The following is a 21546-nucleotide window of genomic DNA, read 5'->3' on the forward strand; positions in this document are numbered from 1 at the left end:
CGTCCCCCGCCGTCCTCACAGCTGGGTCGGCTGGCGCTCGGTCAGGCCGTACTTGCGGGCGATGGCGTTCCACAGCGCGGCCGCCTTCACCTTCTGCGCGCTGGCGGTGCCGCTCTCCCGGTTGCCGGCCTGGGTCTGGGGCGTGGTGCGGGCCTGGCCCTTGTGGCAGCCCTTCTTGCCGCCGCCCACCTGGCCGGCCCAGGCCGCGTAGTGGTTGTCGGCGGCGGCGGACGCCTGCCAGGCCCTGGTGAGGGCCGCGGTCAGCTCGGCGTTGCCCGGCAGCTTGTCGACGGACAGCTTGCCGAGCCGGGTGACCAGCTCACCGCGCTGCTTGGCCGCGCCGCGCAGGTCGGAGGCGGACTGGTCCAGGTTGTCGCACCGTTTGACGTTCGCCACCGCCTGGATCACCGAGGCGCGGCTGCTGCCGCTGTCGGCGAGCAGCTTGTCCAGGTCGACCGCCTGCTGCTTGGCCGGGTCGGCGGCGGCCGAGGCGGAGTCCTGGGTGGCCGGGCCGGTGGCGGCGACGGGCTTGTTGTCGTCGCCCTTGTCCCCGCCGCCGCTGCTGAGCAGCGCACCGGCGCCGACCCCGAGGACGACGATGCCGACGCCGATGGCGGCGATCAGCGGCACCCGGGAGCCCCGACGGCCGCCCCCGTGCCCCTCGTCCTCGTCCACCGGCGGGCTGTACGACTGCTGCGCCGGGCCCGGGTAGGCGTTCGGCCGCTGGATGCGCGGCATCTGCTGGGTGGACCCGGCCGGGCTCTCACCGCTGGCCGGTCCGCTGCGGAACAGGCTGTCGAACTCGGCGGGCGGCTGCCGCTCACCGCCCTGCGCCTGGCCGGTGTACGGCGGGATGTACTGCGTGGCCTCCGCGTCGGAGTGGGCGGCCGGGGCGGCGGGCTGCTGTGCGCGCCCCAGGTACCGCGTCTGCTCCCCGGCGGACTCGGGCGGCAGCGCACCGGGGGCCACCGGCGGGATGTACTGCGTGGCGCCCTCGCCGGCGGGGGCCGCCGGGACCGGGGGCAGGTACTGGGTCGCACCCTCGGCCGAGGCGGCCGCGGGGACGGGCGGCAGGTACTGGGTCGCGCCCTCGTCCGCGGGAGCGGGTGTGGATATGGGGGCGGGCATGGGGGCGCCCGCGGAAGCCGGTGCGGATGCGGAGGGCACCGGCGGAAGGTACTGGGTCGCGCCCTCGTCGCCCGGAGGCAGCGGGGCGCCCTGCGGCACGCCCGGCAGCGCGTGGTGCGCCGGGTACGCGTCCGGCGCGGCCGGCGGCAGGGGCGCGGCCTGAGCGTTCTGCGCCGGGTACTGCTGCTGGTACGGGGCGGGGTCGCCGTACGCGGGCTGCCCCGCGCCGCCGTAGTGGGACTGCGGGCCGCCGGGAGGACCGTAGGCCGCGTTCTGGCCGGCGGAGTCGTACGCCGCGTTGTGGCCGGCCGTGCCGTAGGCCGCGTTCTGGCCGCCCGTGCCGTAGGGCGGGTTCTGGCCGCCGGAGCCGTACGCCGGGTTCTGGCCGCCGGAGCCGTACGTCTGGCCGCCGTACGACGGAGCCGGTGCGCCCTCCGGGGGCAGCGGGCCGGGGCCGTTGCCGGACGGGAGCTGCTGTTCCGGGGTGTCCCAGTGCCGGCCGGGCGCCGCCGCGGGCCAGCCCTGCTCGGACTGGGGTGTCTGCTGCGGGCCGGGGCCCCACGGGCCGCCCCAGGCCTGGCCGCCGGCCGGCCCGGCGGGGGCCGGGGCGCCCGTCAGACCCGGCACCAGCGGCTCGCCTCCGTCGGAGGGCAGCACGATGCCTTCGCGCGCGGGCCGCGCCGAGGGCTCCTCGCCCTGTCCACTCTGCGTCACCGGGACTCCTACGAATGGGGGACCTTCGGAATCGTCGGCTCACGCTACCGGGTCCCCCGAGCCAGGTGCCACGCAGCCAGGGGGGCGATCTTGTTCCCTGTGACAGCGGTAACAAAACCGCCCCGCGGTGCGCTGTATATGGCATCCGTCGCGCGTCCGGGTGCCGTTTTCCGTGCGTTCACGCAGCCGCGGGGCTGGTGTTCAGGCGGCCTGCTGGAGATCGAGACGGGCTCCGAACTCCCGCACGACCGCTTCGTCCCGGAAGGGTTCCAGGCGCTGCTGGAGGTCCTCCAGATACTCGGCGCCCCGGTTGGAGCGGAGCGTCTCCAGCAGCTCCACGGCCTTCAGACCGGTGCTGCAGGCCTGCTCGATCTCGCGCTGCTGCACCTGGGCCGTGGCGAGCAGCACATAGTCGATCGCGCGCCGCCGGGCCCGGGACTCGGGGTGTCCGGCCAGCGACTGCTCGGCGTACCGCGCCGACGCCTCGGCCTGGCCCAGGTCGCGGTGGCAGTGCGCCAGCTCGTCGGCCAGATAGGCCTCGTCGAAGTGCGCGATCCACACCGGGTCGTCCGCGGAGGCCGCGTCCGCCTGGTCCATGGCCGCGATGGCCCGCCCGGAGGCGTCCTGCGCGGCACGGACGTCGCCGAGCAGGGCGTGTCCGCGGGCCTCGGCCGCGTGGAACATCGCCTCCGCGCGCGGGGTCACGCGTCCGCGCGCACCCTCCTGCGCGGCCCGGGCCAGCTGGGCGATCTCGCGCGGGTTGCCGAGCTGCGCGGCCAGGTGGCTCATGGAGGCGGCGAGGATGTAACCGCCGTAGCCGCGGTCGCCCGCGGCCTGCGCGAGGCGCAGGGACTGGATGTAGTAGCGCTGGGCCAGGCCCGGCTGCCCGGTGTCCACCGCCATGTAGCCGGCCAACTCGGTCAGCCGGGCCACGGTCGCGAAGAGGTCCCGGCCGACCGCCTCCCGGTACGAGCCCGCGAGCAGCCCGGAGACGACGCTGTTGAGGTAGTGCACCACGACCGGGCGCACATGCCCGCTGCCGAACTGGTGGTCGAGGTCCACCAGCGCCTGGGTCATCGACCGCACGGCCGCCACGTCGGACTGGCCCACGCGCGGGCCCGCCTGCCGGGCGACCTGGGAGTCCGGCGCCGAGATCAGCCAGTCGCGGCTCGGCTCGACCAGCGCGGAGGCGGCGACGGACGAGCCGGACAGGAAGTCCCGCCGGCCCACGTCGCTGCGCCACAGCTCGCAGACCTGCTCGATGGCCCCCAGTACCGTCGGCGAGAACTGGAGGCCGACCCCCGAGGCGAGGTTCTTGCCGTTGGCCATGCCGATCTCGTCGATCGTGACCGTACGGCCGAGCTTGCGCCCGAGCGCCTCGGCGATGATCGCCGGGGCCCGGCCCCGCGGCTGCTGGCCGCGCAGCCAGCGGGCCACGGACGTCTTGTCGTAGCGCAGGTCGAGGCCGTGCTCGGCGCCGCACATGTTGACCCGCCGGGCCAGCCCGGCGTTCGAGCACCCCGCTTCCTGGATGAGTGCCTGCAGCCGTTCGTTCGGCTGCCTCGCGACGAGAGGCCTTGCGGCCATGTGCTTACCCCCTGCGTTGCGATCCCCTGGAGCGTGAAATTCCGGTCGGGTGGATCCGGCCGAGACGATCCGGTCGGGAAGATCACTGCCCAGCTGACATACCGTCAATGCGTGACATGTGCGGTTTGCCGGGGTAAAAGCTGATGCCCCCCTCCCTGGCTACCCAGCCCACGTCCCGCTTCCCCCCGCGCGCCCCCACATGTGCACCCATGCGCCCCACTTGCGGATTCAATGCCCCTCCCCCGCGCGCGCTCCAGCCGTAACTACAGGTGGGTGCGGGAGTTGAGTTCAGCGTGGAAGAGACGATCGCCGGCACCGAAGCCGCTCAGATTCCGCAGCAGCGCGGGGAATCGCTGCTGGAAACCGCCGTACGCTACGCCGAGGAGCGGCACTGGGACGTGTTCCCGGGCAGCTGGCTGGAAGCCGTCGACGGGGTGCAGCGCTGCTCGTGCGGCGACGCCTCCTGTCCCGCGCCGGGTGCGCACCCCACGCGCCCCGACTGGACGACGCAGGCGACCGGCAGTGCGACCGTCGCGCGCCGGATGTGGCAGAAGCAGCCGACGGCGTCGATCCTGCTGCCGACGGGGCGTACGTTCGATGCGCTGTCCGTCCCGGAGAGTGCCGGCTTTCTGGCGCTGGCCCGGATGGAGCGGATGGAACTGACCCTGGGGCCGGTGACGCTCACCCCCGACCGGCGGATGCAGTTCTTCGTGCTGCCGGGGGCCTCCGCGAAGGTTCCTGATCTGGTGCGGAAGCTGGGATGGTCGCTGTCCTCGCTGGATCTCGTGCCGCTGGGGGAAGGGGGTTATGTGGCCGCCCCTCCGACGCGGTTCGGGTCCCGGGGGGCCGTGCAGTGGGCCTGCCGGCCGACGCCCGCGAACCGGTGGCTGCCGGATGCGGAGGAGTTGATCTCCCCGCTCGCCTATGCGTGCGGCCGGGACCGGTAGCCGTCCCCTCCGCGTGGTTCCGGTGTGCCGGCGCGTGCCGGTGCGTCGTGGCCCGTCGCGCGGTTCCCCGCGCCTCTTCAGGGCGTTGCGGCCGACGTAGGGTTCCCCCATGACGGAGGCGGCAGTTCGCATACAGGGACTCTGGAAGCAATTCGGGCAGCAGGTTGCCGTGGGCGGGATCGATCTCGATCTGCCCGCCGGGAAGTTCATCGGGCTGGTCGGGCCGAACGGGGCCGGGAAGACCACCACGCTGTCCATGGTGACCGGGTTGCTACGGCCCGATCAGGGGTCCGTCGAGGTCGTCGGGCATGACGTCTGGCAGGACCCGGTGGCCGTCAAGGCCCGGATCGGGGTGCTGCCCGAGGGGCTGCGGCTGTTCGAGCGGCTTTCGGGGCGGGAGCTGCTGGGGTACTCGGGGCGGCTGCGCGGGCTGCCGGGCACCGAGGTCGACAAGCGGGCCACGCAGCTGCTGGACGTGCTCGACCTCGCCGGGGCGCAGCACAAACTGGTCGTGGACTACTCGACCGGAATGCGCAAGAAGATCGGGCTCGCGGCCGCTCTCCTCCACAATCCCGAAGTGCTCTTCCTGGACGAGCCGTTCGAGGGCGTCGACCCGGTGTCCGCGCAGACCATCCGGGGGGTGCTGGAGCGGTTCACGGCCTCCGGCGCCACCGTCGTGTTCTCCTCGCACGTGATGGAGCTGGTCGAGTCGCTGTGCGACTGGGTGGCCGTCATGGCGGCGGGACGCATCCGCTCCTCCGGGACCCTGGCCGAGGTGCGCGGGGAACACCCCACACTGCAGGACGCGTTCCTGGAGCTGGTGGGGGCGCGCGGCCGGGACGCCGGCTCCGATCTGGACTGGCTGGGCGGCGGGGCGGCCCGATGACGAACCCCACCTCCACCGTCGTACGGCTGAAGCTGTCCCTGCTGCGGGGCGGGCTCAGGCAGTCGGCCGGCCGGCGGGCCGCGTTCCTCGCCTCGGGCGTCCTCGCCCTGCTGGTCGCACTGGCCCAGTTGCTGGGCCTGGTGGCGCTGCACGGCAATCCGCACGCCGAGGCCGTCGCCGTGCCGGGCACGGCCGTACTGGCGCTGGGCTGGGCGGTGATGCCGCTGTTCTTCCCGAGCGGGGACGAGACGCTGGACCCGACCCGGCTGGTGCTGCTGCCGCTGCGGCCCCAGCCGCTGGTCCGGGCGCTGCTGGCCGCCTCGCTGGTCGGCATCGGGCCGCTGTACACGCTGCTGGTGTTGGCGGGCTGCTCGCTGTCGGTGGCGCACGGAGCTGCGGGATACGCCCTCTGCGTCGTCGCCGTCGCCCTCGCGCTGCTGGTCTGCGTGGCGCTCGCGCGGGCCGTCGCCACCGCCAACGTACGGCTGCTGACCAGCAGGAAGGGACGCGATCTGGCCGTACTGAGCGGGCTGGTCATCGCCGTCGGGGCGCAGCTGGTCAACTTCGGTGCGCGGCAGTTGGGCTCGGGTGGCCTCGGCCGGCTGCAGCCGGCCGCGGACGTGCTGTCCTGGGTGCCGCCCGCGTCGGCGGTGGCGGCGGTACGGGCGGCGAGCGAGGGGTCGTACGGCGCCGCGGCCGGCCGACTCGCCCTGACGGCCGCCGCGCTGCTCGCGCTCCTCGTCCTGTGGGCGCGGAGTCTGACCCGGCTGATGACCTCGCCCGACGCGTCCACGATCCAGGCCGCCGACGCCGGGGCCCGGGACCGCTCCTCGGCCGGGCTCGGCCGGCTGCTGCCGGGCGGGCGCACGGGTACGGTCATGGAACGCACCCTGCGCTACATCTGGCGCGACCCGAAGACGAAGGCCGCGTGGGTGACCTCGCTGGCCATCGGCCTGATCGTGCCCGTGTTCAACGCGGTGCAGGGCACCGGGTCCCCCTACTTCGCGTGCTTCGCCGCCGGGATGCTCGGCATCCAGATGTACAACCAGTTCGGGCAGGACACCTCCGCCTTCTGGATGGTGGCCCTGACCATCTCCTCGCCGCGGGACGCCTACGCCGAACTGCGCGGGCGGGCCCAGGCCCTGCTGGTGATCACCCTGCCCTACGCCGCGCTGGTGACCGTCCTGACGACCGCGCTCCTGGGCGACTGGGACCGGCTGCCGGAGGTGCTGGGGCTGTCGCTGGCGCTGCTCGGGGCGATGCTGGCCACCGGCGCCTGGACCTCGGCCCGCTTCCCGTACTCCATCCCGCAGGAGGGCCACAAGAACGTGGCCCCCGGACAGGCCGGGCTCGCCTGGATCTCGATCTTCGGCGGCATGGTCGCGGCAGCCCTGCTGTGCTCCCCCGTCATCGCCGCGACGATCTGGCTGAACGTGCGCGCGGACGGCGACGCGTGGACCTGGGTGCTGCTCCCGGTGGGGGCGGCGTACGGCGCGACGACCGGCTGTCTGGGCCTGAGGCTCGCGGCACCGCGCACGGCGGCCCGCCTGCCCGAGATCCTCACCGCGGTGAGCAAGGGCTGACGGACCCCTCGGCGCGGGGCACCTGCGACGTGGCAGACGCGAACGTGATCAAGCACCGGCCATCGCATCGAGGAACGGCTCGACGGCCCCCCGCCAGGCCACCGGCTGGTCGTAGTGGACCAGATGCCCCGCGTCGGCCACCTCCGCATACTCACCGCGGGGCAGCACCCGCACCATCTCCTGCGCCTCGGCCCGCCCCAGCTCCCCGTCGAGTCCACGGACGACAAGAGCGGGGCAGCGGACCTGGGCCAGTTCCTCCCAGTGGGCGTCGTAGACCCAGCTCTCCCGGGTCGCCAGCATCTGCTCCGGCTCGAAGACCGGCCGCCATCCGTCGGCGGACTCGTGCATCACCTCGGCGTAGAAGGCACCGCGGGCCGGGCTCGGCCGCTCCACCCAGGGATCGTCCTCGCCGAACCACTTGCGGACGTCGGCGAGCGTGGCGAAGGGGACGGGCCAGGACCGGAACCAGTCGGCCCACTCGCGCTGCGAGGCCGCGCCGAGCGCGGAGGCCCGCATGTCGCAGACGACCAGGCCGCGCACCAGGTCGGGGCGTTTCGCGGCGAGCTGCCAGGCGGTCAGGGCACCCATGGCGTGGCCGACGAGGACGGCGGGGGCGAGGCCGAGCTGCTCCAGGGCGGCCTCGGCGTCCTCGACATAGGCCTCGCGGGTGTACGCAGCCTGTGGCGGCTTGTCGCTCCGGCCGTGGCCGCGCTGGTCGAGTGCGACGGCGCGATGGCGCTCGGCGAGCCAGCGGGCGGTGGACGCCCAGTGCGAGGCGCGGCCCATCAGACCGTGGAGTAACAGCACGCCCGGAGCCCTGGATTCCGCCTCCAGTTTGGGAGGATCCGCGAACTCCCAGGCGGCCAGGTGCACCCCGCCCGCTCCCGTCACATCGATACGCCGTGCCATCGGCCTGGCACCCCCCAGCTCCGCCTGCCTCGTACCGGTGTACTGCCGTTGTCGCCGCCGTCGTACTGCCGCCGCAGACTATCGAATGCCCATTCGAGGATGCTGCCTCTGCGAAGAACACCCCTCATTTGAGTGACACCCCTCAAGGAATGATCGCCGCCGCCGAGGGGATCTTTCTGGCGGGAGGCGGACCGCTCGGGGAAAAACGGTCCGAGGGGGATGACCCTGAGAGCTCGGGGCTCCGGGTCAGCACAGGGGAGGACAGGCCCCGGCGCCAGACGGCGCCGGGGCCCTCTCATGCTCAGCGCTTGGCGACGAACACGTGCGAGGCGATGTCGGCCTCCAGCTCGGCCGCCTCACCGCCGCTGCCCACCAGCACGCCGCCCGGCGACTCCGTCACGCTCACCACCGAGCCGGGCTGTACGCCCGCCCGCCGCAGCGTGTACATCAGCTGCGCGTCGGTCTGGATCGGCTCGCCGATGCGGCGCACCACGACCGTCTTGCCGTCCGAACCCGGATCCAGGTCGGCCAGCGACACCATGCTCTCGTCCAGGAAGGGATCGGCGCCGTCCTTCTCGCCCAGCTCCTCCAGGCCCGGGATCGGGTTGCCGTACGGCGACTCGGTCGGGTGCCGCAGCAGCTCCAGCACGCGCCGCTCGACGGCCTCGCTCATCACGTGCTCCCAGCGGCAGGCCTCCGCGTGCACCTGCTCCCACTCCAGGCCGATCACGTCGACCAGCAGGCACTCCGCGAGGCGGTGCTTGCGCATCACCCGCGTGGCCAGCCTGCGCCCCTCGTCGGTCAGCTCCAGGTGCCGGTCGCTGGCGATGGACACCAGACCGTCGCGCTCCATCCGCGCCACCGTCTGGCTCACCGTCGGCCCGCTCTGGTCCAGACGCTCCGCGATGCGGGCGCGCATGGGGACTACGCCTTCCTCTTCCAGTTCGAGGATGGTGCGGAGATACATCTCCGTGGTGTCGATCAGTCCGGACATACGTGCCCCTCGATTACCTCTGCCGGAAGCCCGGCGCGTGCGCTGGCCCTAGCATCAATTCTGCCGGATCCCACTGACATGCGGGGGCCCCCGCGAAAACGGCGGGGCACAAGGGGGTACGACGCACGGTCGGCCGTATTGACACCGCATTGGTCCAGACCGCAGGGTGATCCGCGACACAGACGCTGCGAAGGGGCACCGCATGAGCGACGGCACGCCTGCCGACCTGTTCTTCGACGCCGCCGTCGGCCTGCTGCAACGGGTCCGCGAGGAGGAGGCCGAGGCGATCACCGCGGCCGGCACCCTGCTCGCCGACACCGTGGCGGCCGGCGGCCGCCTGTTCGCGTTCGGCGCCGGACACTCCTCGCTGGCCGCCCAGGACGTCGTCTACCGGGCGGGCGGCCTCGCCCTGATGAACCTGCTCGCCGTCCCCGGCGTGGTCGGCGTCGACGTCACCCCGGCCACCCTCGGCTCCGCCCTGGAACGTGTCGACGGACTCGCCAGTGCCGTCCTGGACACCTCCCCCCTCCGCGCCGGCGACACCCTCGTGATCATCTCCCTGTCCGGCCGCAACGCCCTGCCCGTGGAGATGGCCCTCAACGCCCGTGCGCTCGGCGTGAAGGTCATCGGCGTGACGTCGGTGGCGTACGCCTCGCAGACCAGGTCCCGGCACTCCTCGGGCGGCTTCCTGAAGGACCACTGCGACATCGTCCTGGACTCGAAGATCGCCGTCGGTGACGCGGAGCTGACCCTCGACACCATCCCGGCCCCCTTCGCCCCGGCCTCCACGGTGGTCACCGCCGCCCTGATGCAGGCCGTCATGGCCACCGCGGCCGCCACGCTGGCCGACCGCGGCATCGAGCCCCCGCTGCTGCGCTCCGGGAACGTCGACGGCGGCCACGAATGGAACGGCCGGATCATGGAGGAATACGGGGACCGGATCTTCTACCGGCGCTGAACCCGCCCCCGGCCCCGGAAACGGCTCCCCGGCCACAGCCCCCACGACCGCAAGCTCCCCCGGCCGCAAGCTCCCCCGGCCACAGCTGCCACGGCCGGGCTCCCCGCGCGGCAGCTCCGCGGGCGTCACTCCCCCGGCTTCTCCCGGAGGGCCTCGCCCAGGTCCAGTGCCGCCGCGATCCGCAGGGCCACGTCCTCCGCATAGGCGGCGTCCGCACGCTCGAAGCGGCTGCGCCCCGCACCGCGCAGGAAGGTGACCACGCCGAGCGTCCGGCCCCGGCTGCGCAGCACCGAGCACAGGGCGTGCACGGTCTCGCCGGGCCACTGCCGGGCCAGCGCCCACTCGCGCGCCCGCTCGGCCGTGACCGACCCGGCGTCCGCGCGCACGCTGCCGGTCCGTTCGACGCAGCTCAGCGCCGGATGCCCCTCCTCGTAGCGCACCGGCAGCCCGGCCGTGCCCGTGAGCGCACTGGGCCCGGGCGCACCGGCGGGCGTGGCGGCGAACCGGACCAGCCGCACCGGCACCCTCTCCTCGCCCTCCGCGCGCGGGGCGCCCGCCAGCCGGTCGAGCAGGGCGTGGTCGGCGAAGCCGGCGAGGGCGAAGTCCAGGTGGACGGTGGCCGCTTCCGCCGGGTCCTCGCACTCGGCGGCGGCGCGGGCCGCGCGGTGCAGCTGGTTGGTGCGGAAGCGCAGCAGGGCCGCCTCCTGTTCGCCCTGCTTGGCCTCGGTGACGTCCTGGAACAGCCAGCCGACCCCGAGCGGTACGGGCTCCTCGGCGAGCGGCGAGGCCAGCCGCACGAATCCGCTGCGCCAGCAGCGCCGCTTCTCGCCCTCGGGCGAGCGCACGGACACCCACATCTCGGCCGGCGCGGGCGGGGCGCCCTCGGCCAGGACATGGGTGAGGGCGCCCTCCAGCTCCTCCACGCCCTGCGCGAGCAGTTCGCCGAGCGGCCGGCCGAGCGCGGACGTACGCCCGATGCCCAGGGCCCGCGCCGCGTGCGCGTTGACGACGGCGGGCCGCAGATCGGCGTCGACCAGGACCACACCCCAGGACGCGTTCTCGAACAGCGCCTCGCTGAGCGCGATGGAGCGCTCCAGGTCGATCTGCGCATGGACCTCGCTGAACGCGCAGTACACACCCGCCGGCTTCCCGTCGGGTCCGCGCACGGAGGCGGACTGGGTCCGCACGAGAACCCGTCCGCCCTCCTTCGTGACGAGGGCGAACTCGTGCACCTGCCGGCCGGGCGCGTGCATGGCCGACATCAGGCGTTCCTGGACGTCCTCGGCGTCGGCGCTGCGCACCGCCCACCCGGCGAACCCGTGGCGCCCCACCGCCTCGGCGGCGCTCCAGCCCAGGATCCGCTCGGCCTCGCGGTTCCAGTGCGTGACGACCCCGTCCGCGTCGAAGGCGCACAGCGCCGCGTCCATGCCGTCCAGCAGGGCGGCGAGCAGATCGGACCCGCCGGTCTCCTCCGGACCGGCCGGACCGGCCGGACTGTCGGAGCTGTGCGGACCGTCCGGCTCGGGCTCGTCCGGCCCCAGCTCATCGGTGGTCCCACTCCGCCGGGAAGCACTCACCTGGACCCCCTGGAGGCTGCGTCGGCGCACGTACGGCGCTCGGTTCGCTCAGTGGTGTTCATTCAACTGGAACGTGACGCAGCACACATCCTGTTCCCGCAGATTTCAGCAATCAATGCCCGGTGCGGGGGTCCGTTTCCAGACGCAGATCGACCCATTCGTCACTCTCGCCGTCCAGCACGTACCGCTCGACCTCCACGAACCCGTGCTTGCGGGCGAACCGCAGCCCGTCCTCGTTCACGGCCAGCACACAGGTCTCGACGGCCTTCGCGCCGAGCACGCGCGCGTGGGCGAGCCCGTTCTCGTAGAGCGCCGTGCCGAAGCCGCGCCCGCGGAACCCGGGGAGCACGCGCGCGATGACCGTGGCGACGGCGTCCTCCCCGGCCGGCGGCCGGACGGTGGTGCAGCCGACGAGCTCGTCCCCCAGGTACGCGTTCTCCAGCCGGTACCTCGCGCGCCGCTGCCGTGCGTCCTGCAGGGACATGGCGGCGGGCGGGACGATCACGTTGTGGACGTGGCGCCAGTGTTCCAGCATGGGATCGCCGTCGACGGCGACGATACGAAGATCGGTCACACGGGGAGCGAATCGCCCCGGGCCGCCGGGTGTCAACCGCAGGGCGCAGGTGCGGCTCGCGACGGACGCCACGGCGCCGGTCAGGAAGCCGTCGCGTCGGACGTCCGCGAAAAGTCGCACGCCTCCGAAAATCGGTTGAGCACCTCCCGGATGCTTCCTAGGCTGTCTCATACGTGAGAGAGGAGGTGATCGGGTAAATGAGTGAAACCCGGACGCGCGAGGTGGCTGCGGGCTGACGGCCCGCCACCACACGAAGTGCGGTGCCGGACCGGCGTGTGCGACGCACACGCAGCCGGCCCGAATCCAACGCAGTCGCCCGACCCGCGAGCTCGCCGGCACGTCCGGCCGGCTCCCCCGCCGAACAGGCGGAGGAACCGAGCTCGCGGGTCGTCTGCTGTCCGGCGGGCGGCCGGACGCGGCTTCGCGGCTTCAGTGGGCGATGTCGGCGTACCCCTCGATGTCCCGCGGGCTGCGGGTCCCGGGGCCCACATAGCGGGCGGAGGGGCGCACCAGCCTTCCCGTGCGCTTCTGCTCCAGGATGTGCGCCGACCAGCCGGCGGTCCGGGCGCAGGTGAACATCGACGTGAACATGTGCGCCGGGACCTCGGCGAAGTCCAGCATGATCGCGGCCCAGAACTCGACGTTGGTGGCCAGGACCCGGTCCGGCCGCCGGTTGTGCAGCTCCTCCAGCGCCGCCTTCTCCAGCGCCTCCGCGATCTCGAAGCGAGGAGCGCCCAGTTCGCGGGCCGTGCGGCGCAGTACGCGGGCGCGGGGGTCCTCGGCCCGGTAGACCCGGTGCCCGAAGCCCATCAGCCGCTCCCCGCGGTCCAGCGCCTGCTTGACGTACGCCTCCGCGTCACCGGTCCGCTCGATCTCCTCGATCATGCCGAGCACCCGCGAGGGGGCACCGCCGTGCAGCGGGCCGGACATGGCGCCGACGGCGCCCGACAGTGCGGCGGCGACGTCCGCGCCGGTGGAGGCGATGACCCGGGCCGTGAAGGTGGACGCGTTCATGCCGTGCTCGGCGGCCGAGGTCCAGTACGCGTCGACCGCCGCCACGTGCTTGGGGTCCGGCTCGCCCCGCCAGCGGATCATGAAGCGTTCGACGACCGAGCCGGCCTTGTCGATCTCCCGCTGCGGCACCATCGGCAGTCCCTGGCCGCGTGCGGACTGGGCGACGTAGGACAGTGCCATGACGGCGGCCCGTGCGAGGTCGTCGCGGGCCTGGGCGGCGTCGATGTCGAGCAGCGGCTTGAGTCCCCAGACGGGGGCGAGCATGGCGAGCGCGGACTGCACGTCCACGCGGATGTCACCGGAGTGCACCGGGATCGGGAAGGGCTCGGCGGGCGGCAGTCCGGGGTTGAAGGCGCCGTCGACCAGCAGCCCCCACACGTTCCCGAAGGACACGTGCCCCACCAGGTCCTCGATGTCGACGCCGCGGTAGCGCAGGGCGCCACCTTCCTTGTCGGGTTCGGCGATCTCCGTCTCGAACGCGACGACTCCTTCGAGCCCGGGTACGAAATCGGACATCAGGCGGCTCCTTGTGAATGTTTCGGCGGCGGACACCCCGGTGATGCCCCGATCGGCCGGTGGTCACCCAATCCACGGGGAACCTGCACGATAACCCCGAGTGCCATAGTTGGGGAGACCACGCGACACTGAGTGCCACGGGCGTTCGATACGGCAGGATGACCGCGTGACCGACCGCGACCCCATCCTCGACCCCCTCCTGGACCCCGCCGCCATGCGCAAGCAGTACCGGGCGGCGGGCCTCGACGAGAAGGACCTCGCCGCACACCCCATGGACCAGTTCACCGGCTGGTTCGAGGACGCCGCCCGAGCGGCCCTGCACGGCACGCTCTACGAGCCCAACGCGATGGTCGTCTCCACGGCGGACGCCACCGGCCGCCCCAGCTCGCGCACGGTCCTGATGAAGGGGTTCGACACGGACGGCTTCGTCTTCTACACCAACTACGACTCCCGCAAGGGCCGCGACCTGGACGCCAGTCCGTACGTCTCGGTGCTCTTCCCCTGGCACCCGATCGCCCGTCAGGTCATCGTCACCGGGACCGCCCGCCGCACCGGCCGGGACGAGACCGCCGCCTACTTCCGCACCCGCCCGCACGGATCCCAGCTGGGCGCCTGGGCCAGCGCCCAGTCCGCGGTGATCACGTCCCGCGCCGAGCTGGAGGCGACCTACGCGGAGCTGGCCGAGCGCTACCCCGAAGGGGAGCAGGTTCCGGTACCGCCGCAGTGGGGCGGCTTCCGGATCGCACCGGAGACGGTCGAGTTCTGGCAGGGCCGCGAGAACCGCCTGCACGACCGGCTGCGGTACGTGGCCCGGCCGGACGGCGGCTGGGCGGTGGAGCGGCTGAGCCCGTGAGCCGCCGGCCGTGGGCGGGCGCCGGCCGGCGGCGGGCGCCGCTCACACCGGGGCGAGCAGCTCCGCGTGGTGCCGTTCGGCCGCCAGCGGATGTGCCCTCAGCTTTCCCTTCAACTCGTTGTAGCCGTACTCCGCGTACAACGGGTTCGAAGGGTCGGTCGTGATGCCGGGGGCCGTCGAGGCGTGCGGGAAGGGCAGCGGCTCGACCCTGGCGTCCAGGCGCGGGTTGTAGAAGAAGGGCACCGAGAAGCGTTCGGTGGCTCCGGGCGGGCTGATCACCCGGTGGTTGGTGGCGATCAGGTAGCCGTTGGTGGCCACTTCGAGGAGTTCGCCGAGGTTGACGACGAAGGCGTCCCGCAGCGGGGGCACGTCGTGGAAGAGGCCGTCCTCGCGCTGGACCTGGAGGCCGCCGACGGTGTCCTGCAGGAGCAGGGTGAGGAAGCCGTAGTCCTTGTGGGCGCCGACGCCCTGGTCGGTGCCGTCGCCCGCGCTGCCCGGATAGCGCACGAGCTTGAGGTGCGGATGGGCATGGGCGCCGAAGACCGGGTCGTAGAAGTCGGCGGGGGCACCGATCGCGGTGAGGAGTTCGTGCAGGAGGCGCCGGGCGACCTCGCTCAGTCTGTCGATCCAGGCGAGGGCGGCGGTGCGCAGCCCGGGAAGCGCGGCCGGCCACTGGTTGGGGCCCTCCAGCCACCAGTACGACGGCTCGCCGGGGCCGGGGACGCGGGCGGGGCGCTCGGCGCCTATGTCGAGCTGGTCGCGCCAGTCGCGGGCGCCGCGGGTGCGCTCGTCGCCGGTGCGCGTATAGCCGCGGAAGTGCGGGGAGTTGACGTTGTCGAGGGCGAGCCGGTCGGCCTCGGGGAGGTCGAAGAAGGCGCGCATGGCGGTGAGCAGCGCGTCGGTGTCGGTCCGCGTCACGCCGTGCCCGACGAGCTGGAAGAAGCCCACGTCGTGGGCGGCGCTGTGCAGCTGGGCGTGGAGCAGGGCGCGAGCCTGGGAACCGCGGTCGGCGGCCGACAGGTCGATGATCGGGAGCTGTTCGTACGACGGGGTCGTCGCAGTGTGCGTCGTCATGGATGCGTCCACAGGGTGTGTGGGCCACGGGCAGGCCGCCGAGGGTAGGGCGGCGCCCAGAATGCCGTAAGAAGGAGAGAAAAAGGGGCTGAATTCAGGCCGAAAGCCGACAGCCCATGCTCGTGACGCGCACGTAGTCCACGTGGCGTCGGCGAACGAGCATCGGAAGCATGGGCCCAAGGGTAACGCGCTCCCGCACAACCCCTTCAGCCCAGCGTCTCCTCCAGGAGCACCGCCCACTGGGCCACCACCCGCTCGCGGCGGGTGCCGTCGTCGGTGAGGAGGTTGGCGAGGCCGAGGCCGCGGGCCATGTCGAGCAGGCCCTGGACGGTCTCGCGGACGCCGGGGCGGGTCTCGTCGGCACCGAGGAGCTCGACGGCGATGCGGTGGGTCTCGCGGCCGACGCGGGCCTCCAGCTCGGTCACGCGGGCGCGCAGCTGCTCCTCGTCGGAGGCGGCGACCCACAGGTGCAGGGCGGCGCGGAACAGGGGGCCGGTGTAGAGGTCGACCAGGGCGAAGACGACGGCACGGCGGTCGGCGGCGCCGTCGGGGAACAGTTCCCTGAGGGCGGTGGAGCGCTGTTCGGCGACGTACTCGACGGCTGCCGTGAACAGGTCCTCGCGGGTCGGGAAGTGGTGCTGGGCGGCGCCCCGGGAGACGCCGGCGCGTTCGGCGACGACGGCGACGGTGGAGCCTGCCCAGCCGTGCTCGGCCAGGCAGGCCACGGCGGCCTCCAGGAGCCGCTGCCGGGTGGCCCGGCTGCGGTCCTGTTTGGGGCTGCGGTCCGGCTTCGGGTCCTGCCCCGGCACGCGGTCGCGTTCCGCCGTCGTGCTCACGTCCTCACACCACCCATGCCGCATCCCGCTTCTCCAGGAAGGCCGTCATCCCCTCCCGGGCGTGGGCGGCGGAGAACAGCCGGGCCGAGAGCGCGGTCAGCTCCGCCGTGTCCCGGTCGAACGTCTCCAGCACCCTAGCCGTGAGCAGCGGTTTCGTCTCGGCCAGGGCCTGTGGGCAGGAGCGGCGCAGGCCGTCGAGCACGGGGGCGAGGGCGTCGTCCACGTCGTCGCCGGTGACGGTGAGCAGGCCCAGGCGTACGGCCTCGGCCGGATCGAAGCGTTCGCCGGTGAGGTAGTAGCGGGCGAGCGCGCGGGGGTCGGCGCGCGGGAGGACCGGCAGGGAGATCACCGCGGGGGCCACGCCGATACGGACCTCGGTGAAGGCGAAGGTGGCCCCGGTGGCGGCGGCGGAGATGTCGCAGGCGGCCAGCAGGCCGAGGCCGCCCGCGCGGACGTGCCCGGTGACGCGGGCGACCACGGGCTTGGGCAGCTCCACGATCTGCCGCAGCAGACCCACCAGCGCGTCCGGATCGGGCGGGTCGCGCAGGTCGGCGCCGGCGCAGAAGGTCGTGCCGGTGTGGGTGAGGACGACGGCCCGGACCTCGGGGTCCTTCGCGCAGTCGGCCAGGGCGCCGGCGAGGTCCCCGACGAGGGCCGCCGAGAGCGCGTTGCGGGTGTCGACGGCGTCCAGGCTGAGGGTTTCGACGCCGCGCGTGCGCGTGCGTCCGATCGGTGTGCTCACAGGTGCTCCCTGAGCTGTCGGCGCAGGATCTTCCCGGAACTCGCGCGGGGCACGGTGTCGATGAAGGTGATCCGGCGGATGCGTTTGTAGGGCGCGACGCGTTCGGCGACGTACAGCATGATCTCGTTCTCGCCCGGGCCGGCGGCGGTGGGCCGGCGGACGACGAAGGCGTGCGGGATCTCGTTGCCGTCCTCGTTGCGGGCGCCGACGACCGCGGCGTCGGCGATGCCGGGGTGGGTGAGCAGCAGGGCCTCCAGCTCGGCGGGGGCCACCTGGAAGCCCTTGTACTTGATGAGTTCCTTGACCCGGTCGACGACGAAGAGCCAGCCGTCGGCGTCCACGTGGCCGACGTCGCCGGTGTGCAGCCAGCCCTCGGTGTCGATCATGTCGGCGGTGGCGTCGGGGCGGCCGAGGTAGCCCTTCATCACCTGCGGGCCGCGGATCAGGATCTCGCCGGTCCCACCGGTGCCGAGGTCCTTGCCGGGGTCCGCCAGGGAGACGATGCGCATCTCGGTGCCGGCGATGAGTCTGCCGACCGTGCCGGCGGGCGCCTCGTGCAGGGCGTCCAGCGGGACGACATGGGTGCCGGGCGACAGTTCCGTCATGCCGTAGGCCTGGCCGATGGGCGGCAGGCCGAGCCGTTCGGCGCAGGCGCCGGCGAGCCGGGCGTCCAGCGGGGCGGCGGCGCTGATGACGTACTGCACGGAGGAGAGGTCGTAGCGGGCCACCGCCGGGTGCTTGGCCAGGGCGAGCACGATCGGCGGGGCGACGTACAGGCCGGTGATGCGGTGGTTCTCGATGGCGGCGAGGAAGGTCTCCAGGTCGAAGCGGGGCAGGACGACGACCGTGGCGCCCTTGCGCAGGGGCGCGTTCATCAGGGCGGTCAGGCCGTAGATGTGGAAGAACGGCAGTACGGCGAGGATGCGGTCGCCGGGGCCCGTGGGGACGGGGGCGTCCAGCTGGGCGAGGTTGGTGGCGATCTGCCGGTGGGTGAGCATGACGCCCTTGGGGACGCCGGTGGTGCCGGAGGAGTACGGCAGGGCGGCGATGTCGCCGGCCGGGTCGATGCCGACCGCCGGTTCGGGCGCGGCGGAGGCGATCATCTCGATCAGGGAGCGGTGTCCGGGTGCGCTGTCGCAGAGGAATATCTCCCGTATGCCGCCCGCGAGTTCGGCGGCCCGGCGGGCGGCCTGCAGCAGTGGGGAGACGGTGACGATCCAGCGGGCGCCGCTGTCGGCGAGCTGCTTGGCGAACTCCTCGGGCGTGGCGAGCGGGTGCGCGGTGGTGACGGTGGCACCGGCCCGGGTGGCCGCGTAGAAGGCGATCGGGAAGGTGATCGTGTTGGGGCTGTGCAGGGCGAGGACGTCGCCCTTGCGCACTCCCGCGTCGGCGAGCGCGGCGGACAGCCGCCGGTGGAACCGGTCCACTTGTTCGTACGTGAGGGTGGTGCCGTCCGTGCCGTCGATGAGGGCCGGCCGGTCGCCGAAGCCGGCGGCCGGGCCCAGGACGGCCTCGTGGATGGGGAGTTCTACGGGCGGAACGTCTGCGTACACGCTGCGGAACACGGTTCCTCCAAGCGGCTGCCGGTGGTGGCCTAGTACGACTTGGGCAGGCCCAGGGTCTGGTGGGAAACGTAGTTGAGAATCATCTCCCGGCTCACCGGAGCAATACGAGCCACACGTGCGGCCGTTATCAGCGAAGCGAGCCCGAACTCGCGCGTGAGGCCGTTGCCGCCGAGGGTGTGCACGGCCTGGTCGACGGCCTTCACACAGGCCTCGCCCGCCGCGTACTTGGCCATGTTGGCCGCCTCGCCGGCGCCGGTGTCGTCGCCGGCGTCGTACAGATGGGCCGCCTTCTGCATCATCAGCCGGGCCAGTTCCAGGTCGATGTGCGCCTGCGCGAGGGGGTGGGCGATGGCCTGGTGGGCGCCGATGGGAGCCTTCCAGACGGTGCGGTCACGGGCGTACTCGATCGCCCTGGCGAGCGCGTAGCGGCCCATGCCGATCGCGAAGGCGGCGGTCATGACGCGCTCGGGGTTGAGCCCGGCGAACAGCTGCAGCAGTCCGGCGTCCTCGTCGCCGACCAGGGCGTCGGCGGGCAGCCGTACGTCGTCCAGGACCAGCTCGAACTGTTTCTCGGCGGCCTTGAGCTCCATGTCGATGGGGTGCTTGTGGAAGCCCTCGGTGTCCGTCGGGACGATGAACAGGCAGGGCTTGAGGCGTCCGGTGCGGGCGTCCTCGGTACGGCCGACGATGAGGACGGCGTCCGCCCGGTCCACCCCGGAGATGAACACCTTGCGGCCGGTCAGCAGCCAGTCGGCGCCGTCCTTGCGGGCCGTGGTGGTGATGCGGTGGGAGTTGGAACCCGCGTCGGGTTCGGTGATGCCGAAAGCCATGAGGCGGGAGCCGTCGGCGATGCCGGGGAGCCAGGTCCGCTTCTGCTCCGCGGTGCCGAAGCGGGAGATGACCGTGCCGCAGATGGCCGGCGAGACCACGAGCATCAGGAGGGGGGAGCCCGCGGCGCCCAGCTCTTCGAGGACGATGGAGAGTTCGGCTATCCCGCCGCCTCCGCCTCCGTACTCCTCGGGGAGGTTGACGCCGAGGTAGCCGAGCTTTCCCGCCTCGGACCAGAGTTCGGCGGGATAGTTCCCCGCGGCGACGGTGCGGGTGATGTAGTCGCGGCCGTAGCGTTTGCCGAGGGCGGCCACCGCGGACCGCAGGGCCTTGTGCTCTTCGGATTCGATGTGGGTGGACATGCGATTCCTCCGGGTGCGGGTCGTTTGTGGCTGGGCGCGCAGTTCCCCGCGCCCCTAGGCTGGTTGCACGACCGCCAGCAGCGTGCCCGGCTCCACCTGTTGTCCCGGCTTCACCTGCAGGGCCGTGAGCGTGCCGGTGGCCGGTGCCGAGATCTGGTGCTGCATCTTCATCGCCTCCAGCCAGATCAGGGGATCCCCGGCCCGTACGGCCGCCCCTTCCGCCAGGCCCTCGGCGATGCGCACGACCGTGCCGGGCATCGGCGCGAGCAGGGATCCCGGGGCGTGCTGGGCCTTCGGGTCGGGGAAGCGGGGCAGGACGGTGAGGGTCGTGGAGTTGACGTGGACCTGGTCGCCGTAGCGCGCGACCTCGAACCGCCGCTGTACGCCGTCCACTTCGAGGACGACCAGGCGCGCGTCGGCGTGCACCACGCGTACCCCGTCGGCGGTGGGGCCCTGCCGGGTGTGCCGGTAGTGGACCTCGTGCTCCTCCCCCGCCATCGCGTACCGCTTGACCTGGGGCTGAGAGGGCACATTGCGCCAGCCGCCGAAGCGGGAGCGGCCGTGGGCGTCGGCCAGGGCCGCTGCCAGGGGGGCGTACGGGTCGGGGGCGGGACCGGTCAGGGCGGTGAGGTGGCGTTCGTAGAAGGCGGTGTCCATGCGGGCCGCCGTGAACTCCGCGTGCCGCAAGGAGCGCACCAGCAGGTCGCGGTTGGTGACCGGCCCGTGGATCGCCGACCGCTCCAGGGCTCCGGCGAGCTTGCGGAGGGCCTGCGCGCGCGTGGGGGCGTGGGCGACGGCCTTGGCCAGCATCGGGTCGTAGTGGACGCCGATGGTGTCGCCGTCGGTGTAGCCCGTGTCCAGGCGGATGCCGTCGGGTACGGCGAGGCGGTGCAGGGTGCCGGTCTGCGGGGCCCAGTCGCGGGCGGGGTCCTCCGCGTACAGGCGGGCCTCCACCGCGTGGCCCTGTGCGCGGGGCGGGTCGGCCGGGAGGGGGTGGCCCTCGGCGACCCGGATCTGCTCGGCGACCAGGTCGAGGCCGAAGACGGCTTCCGTGACGGGGTGTTCGACCTGGAGGCGGGTGTTCATCTCCAGGAAGTGGGCCCTGCCGTCGGCGACCAGGAACTCGACCGTGCCGGCGCCCACGTAGGACACGGACCGGGCCGCGCGCACGGCCAGTGCGTACAGCTCCTCGGTGAGCCGGGGCGTCAGACCCGGTGCCGGGGCCTCCTCGATCACCTTCTGGTGGCGGCGCTGCAGGGAGCAGTCGCGGGTGCCGAGCGTCCAGACCGTGCCGTGGGTGTCGGCAAGGATCTGCACCTCGACGTGGCGGCCGCGTTCGATGTAGGGCTCGACGAAGACCTCGCCGTCGCCGAAGGCGCTCGCGGCCTCGGCGCGCGCGCCCTCCAGCGCGGCCTGAAGCTCTTCCATACGGCGCACGATCCGCATCCCGCGCCCCCCGCCGCCCGCGGCCGCCTTCACCAGCACCGGCAGGTCGGCCGCGGTGACCTCGTCCAGGGGGGCGAGCCCCATCAGCTCCTTGGCCCGGGTCTTGGACGCCATCGCCTCGATGGCGCGCGGCGGCGGCCCGATCCAGAGCAGGCCGGCGTCGAGGACGGCACGGGCGAAGCCGGGGTTCTCGGAGAGGAAGCCGTATCCGGGGTGCACGGCGTCCGCGCCGGCGGCCAGCGCCGCCTTCACGATCAGGTCGCCGCGCAGATACGTCTCGGCGGGCGTCGCCCCCGGCAGCCGTACCGCCGTGTCGGCCATGCGCGCGTGGAGGGCGCTCCCGTCCGCGTCCGAGTGCACGGCGACCGTCCGGATTCCCCACTCACTGCAGGTCCGGAAGATCCGGCAGGCGATCTCGCCCCGGTTGGCGACGAGTACGGTCGAAATCACGTG

At 73.1% G+C, this 21546-nt stretch carries 18 protein-coding genes; 5 read left to right on the forward strand and 13 right to left on the reverse strand.

All coding sequences use genetic code 11. The features are described from left to right. Positions 1–15: 15 nt before the first annotated feature. Complete coding sequence (locus ACZ7P3_RS23860) at positions 16–1842, reverse strand: hypothetical protein (protein ID WP_472084814.1); 1827 nt, start codon at positions 1840–1842, stop codon at positions 16–18. 201 nt (positions 1843–2043) lie between these two features. Next, entirely contained in the window at positions 2044–3429 is a 1386-nt protein-coding gene (locus ACZ7P3_RS23865; protein ID WP_472084816.1) for a transcriptional regulator, read from the reverse strand. 293 nt (positions 3430–3722) lie between these two features. On the opposite strand from ACZ7P3_RS23865, the gene ACZ7P3_RS23870 reads away from it, so the two are divergent. The 3 genes from ACZ7P3_RS23870 (at position 3723) to ACZ7P3_RS23880 (ending at position 6845) form a co-directional block, all read left to right on the forward strand. Beyond that, positions 3723–4376, forward strand: a complete 654-nt coding sequence (locus ACZ7P3_RS23870) for a bifunctional DNA primase/polymerase (RefSeq protein ID WP_472084818.1) — start codon at positions 3723–3725, stop codon at positions 4374–4376. A gap of 109 nt (positions 4377–4485) precedes the next feature. Continuing rightward, positions 4486–5262, forward strand: coding sequence for an ABC transporter ATP-binding protein (locus ACZ7P3_RS23875; RefSeq protein WP_472084820.1), 777 nt, complete (start codon positions 4486–4488; stop codon positions 5260–5262). Continuing rightward, complete coding sequence (locus ACZ7P3_RS23880) at positions 5259–6845, forward strand: transporter (protein ID WP_472084822.1); 1587 nt, start codon at positions 5259–5261, stop codon at positions 6843–6845. Before ACZ7P3_RS23875 ends, ACZ7P3_RS23880 begins: the two co-directional genes overlap by 4 nt. Before the next feature lie 48 nt (positions 6846–6893). Here the strand turns inward: ACZ7P3_RS23880 and ACZ7P3_RS23885 are convergent, their stop codons facing one another. Further along, positions 6894–7754, reverse strand: coding sequence for an alpha/beta fold hydrolase (locus ACZ7P3_RS23885; RefSeq protein ID WP_472084824.1), 861 nt, complete (start codon positions 7752–7754; stop codon positions 6894–6896). Between the two features lie 301 nt (positions 7755–8055). Next, a complete protein-coding gene (locus tag ACZ7P3_RS23890) occupies positions 8056–8748 on the reverse strand; it encodes a metal-dependent transcriptional regulator (protein WP_472084826.1) in 693 nt (230 codons plus the stop codon). 202 nt (positions 8749–8950) lie between these two features. Here ACZ7P3_RS23890 and ACZ7P3_RS23895 point away from each other — a divergent pair, with 202 nt between their 5' ends. Beyond that, on the forward strand, positions 8951–9706 hold the full coding sequence (locus tag ACZ7P3_RS23895; protein ID WP_472084828.1) for an SIS domain-containing protein: 756 nt from the start codon (positions 8951–8953) through the stop codon (positions 9704–9706). Between the two features lie 125 nt (positions 9707–9831). Here the strand turns inward: ACZ7P3_RS23895 and ACZ7P3_RS23900 are convergent, their stop codons facing one another. From ACZ7P3_RS23900 to ACZ7P3_RS23910, 3 genes are all read right to left on the reverse strand, one after another. Then, positions 9832–11283: a PAS domain-containing protein gene (locus ACZ7P3_RS23900; RefSeq protein ID WP_472084830.1), complete on the reverse strand. Its 1452-nt coding sequence runs from the start codon at positions 11281–11283 to the stop codon at positions 9832–9834. Positions 11284–11395: 112 nt separating this feature from the next. Continuing rightward, positions 11396–11818 (reverse strand): GNAT family N-acetyltransferase, encoded by a 423-nt coding sequence (locus tag ACZ7P3_RS23905; RefSeq protein ID WP_472085231.1) that lies wholly within the window; start codon positions 11816–11818, stop codon positions 11396–11398. 468 nt (positions 11819–12286) lie between these two features. Beyond that, positions 12287–13387 (reverse strand): citrate synthase 2, encoded by a 1101-nt coding sequence (locus tag ACZ7P3_RS23910; RefSeq protein ID WP_472084832.1) that lies wholly within the window; start codon positions 13385–13387, stop codon positions 12287–12289. A gap of 166 nt (positions 13388–13553) precedes the next feature. Here ACZ7P3_RS23910 and pdxH point away from each other — a divergent pair, with 166 nt between their 5' ends. Further along, positions 13554–14240, forward strand: coding sequence for a pyridoxamine 5'-phosphate oxidase (gene pdxH / locus ACZ7P3_RS23915; protein WP_472084834.1), 687 nt, complete (start codon positions 13554–13556; stop codon positions 14238–14240). 42 nt (positions 14241–14282) lie between these two features. Here the strand turns inward: pdxH and ACZ7P3_RS23920 are convergent, their stop codons facing one another. The 6 genes from ACZ7P3_RS23920 to ACZ7P3_RS23945 form a co-directional block, all read right to left on the reverse strand. After that, positions 14283–15314 carry an isopenicillin N synthase family dioxygenase gene (locus tag ACZ7P3_RS23920; RefSeq protein WP_472084836.1) on the reverse strand — a complete coding sequence of 344 codons (1032 nt, stop codon included), beginning with the start codon at positions 15312–15314 and terminating at the stop codon, positions 14283–14285. Between the two features lie 206 nt (positions 15315–15520). Beyond that, on the reverse strand, positions 15521–16174 hold the full coding sequence (locus tag ACZ7P3_RS23925) for a TetR/AcrR family transcriptional regulator (RefSeq protein WP_472084838.1): 654 nt from the start codon (positions 16172–16174) through the stop codon (positions 15521–15523). Then, positions 16155–16892: an enoyl-CoA hydratase family protein gene (locus ACZ7P3_RS23930; protein ID WP_472084840.1), complete on the reverse strand. Its 738-nt coding sequence runs from the start codon at positions 16890–16892 to the stop codon at positions 16155–16157. Before ACZ7P3_RS23930 ends, ACZ7P3_RS23925 begins: the two co-directional genes overlap by 20 nt. Beyond that, positions 16889–18457: a 4-coumarate--CoA ligase family protein gene (locus ACZ7P3_RS23935; RefSeq protein WP_472084842.1), complete on the reverse strand. Its 1569-nt coding sequence runs from the start codon at positions 18455–18457 to the stop codon at positions 16889–16891. The genes ACZ7P3_RS23930 and ACZ7P3_RS23935 overlap by 4 nt, the downstream gene beginning before the upstream one ends. 29 nt (positions 18458–18486) lie before the next feature. Continuing rightward, on the reverse strand, positions 18487–19647 hold the full coding sequence (locus tag ACZ7P3_RS23940; protein WP_472084844.1) for an acyl-CoA dehydrogenase family protein: 1161 nt from the start codon (positions 19645–19647) through the stop codon (positions 18487–18489). Between the two features lie 54 nt (positions 19648–19701). Next, a complete protein-coding gene (locus ACZ7P3_RS23945) occupies positions 19702–21543 on the reverse strand; it encodes an acetyl/propionyl/methylcrotonyl-CoA carboxylase subunit alpha (RefSeq protein WP_472084846.1) in 1842 nt (613 codons plus the stop codon). Positions 21544–21546 lie beyond the last annotated feature (3 nt).

Source organism: Streptomyces sp. NPDC107581, from assembly GCF_055657175.1.

Excerpts from the sequence above, each read along its gene's own strand:
- ACZ7P3_RS23885 (WP_472084824.1), bottom strand. The coding sequence starts at position 7,754 with ATGGCACGGCGTATCGATGTGACGGGAGCGGGCGGGGTGCACCTGGCC.
- ACZ7P3_RS23865 (WP_472084816.1), bottom strand. The coding sequence starts at position 3,429 with ATGGCCGCAAGGCCTCTCGTCGCGAGGCAGCCGAACGAACGGCTGCAG.
- ACZ7P3_RS23895 (WP_472084828.1), top strand. The coding sequence starts at position 8,951 with ATGAGCGACGGCACGCCTGCCGACCTGTTCTTCGACGCCGCCGTCGGC.
- ACZ7P3_RS23925 (WP_472084838.1), bottom strand. The coding sequence starts at position 16,174 with ATGCGGCATGGGTGGTGTGAGGACGTGAGCACGACGGCGGAACGCGAC.
- ACZ7P3_RS23875 (WP_472084820.1), top strand. The coding sequence starts at position 4,486 with ATGACGGAGGCGGCAGTTCGCATACAGGGACTCTGGAAGCAATTCGGG.
- ACZ7P3_RS23890 (WP_472084826.1), bottom strand. The coding sequence starts at position 8,748 with ATGTCCGGACTGATCGACACCACGGAGATGTATCTCCGCACCATCCTC.
- ACZ7P3_RS23905 (WP_472085231.1), bottom strand. The coding sequence starts at position 11,818 with ATGCTGGAACACTGGCGCCACGTCCACAACGTGATCGTCCCGCCCGCC.
- ACZ7P3_RS23920 (WP_472084836.1), bottom strand. The coding sequence starts at position 15,314 with ATGACGACGCACACTGCGACGACCCCGTCGTACGAACAGCTCCCGATC.
- ACZ7P3_RS23940 (WP_472084844.1), bottom strand. The coding sequence starts at position 19,647 with ATGTCCACCCACATCGAATCCGAAGAGCACAAGGCCCTGCGGTCCGCG.
- ACZ7P3_RS23880 (WP_472084822.1), top strand. The coding sequence starts at position 5,259 with ATGACGAACCCCACCTCCACCGTCGTACGGCTGAAGCTGTCCCTGCTG.
- ACZ7P3_RS23910 (WP_472084832.1), bottom strand. The coding sequence starts at position 13,387 with ATGTCCGATTTCGTACCCGGGCTCGAAGGAGTCGTCGCGTTCGAGACG.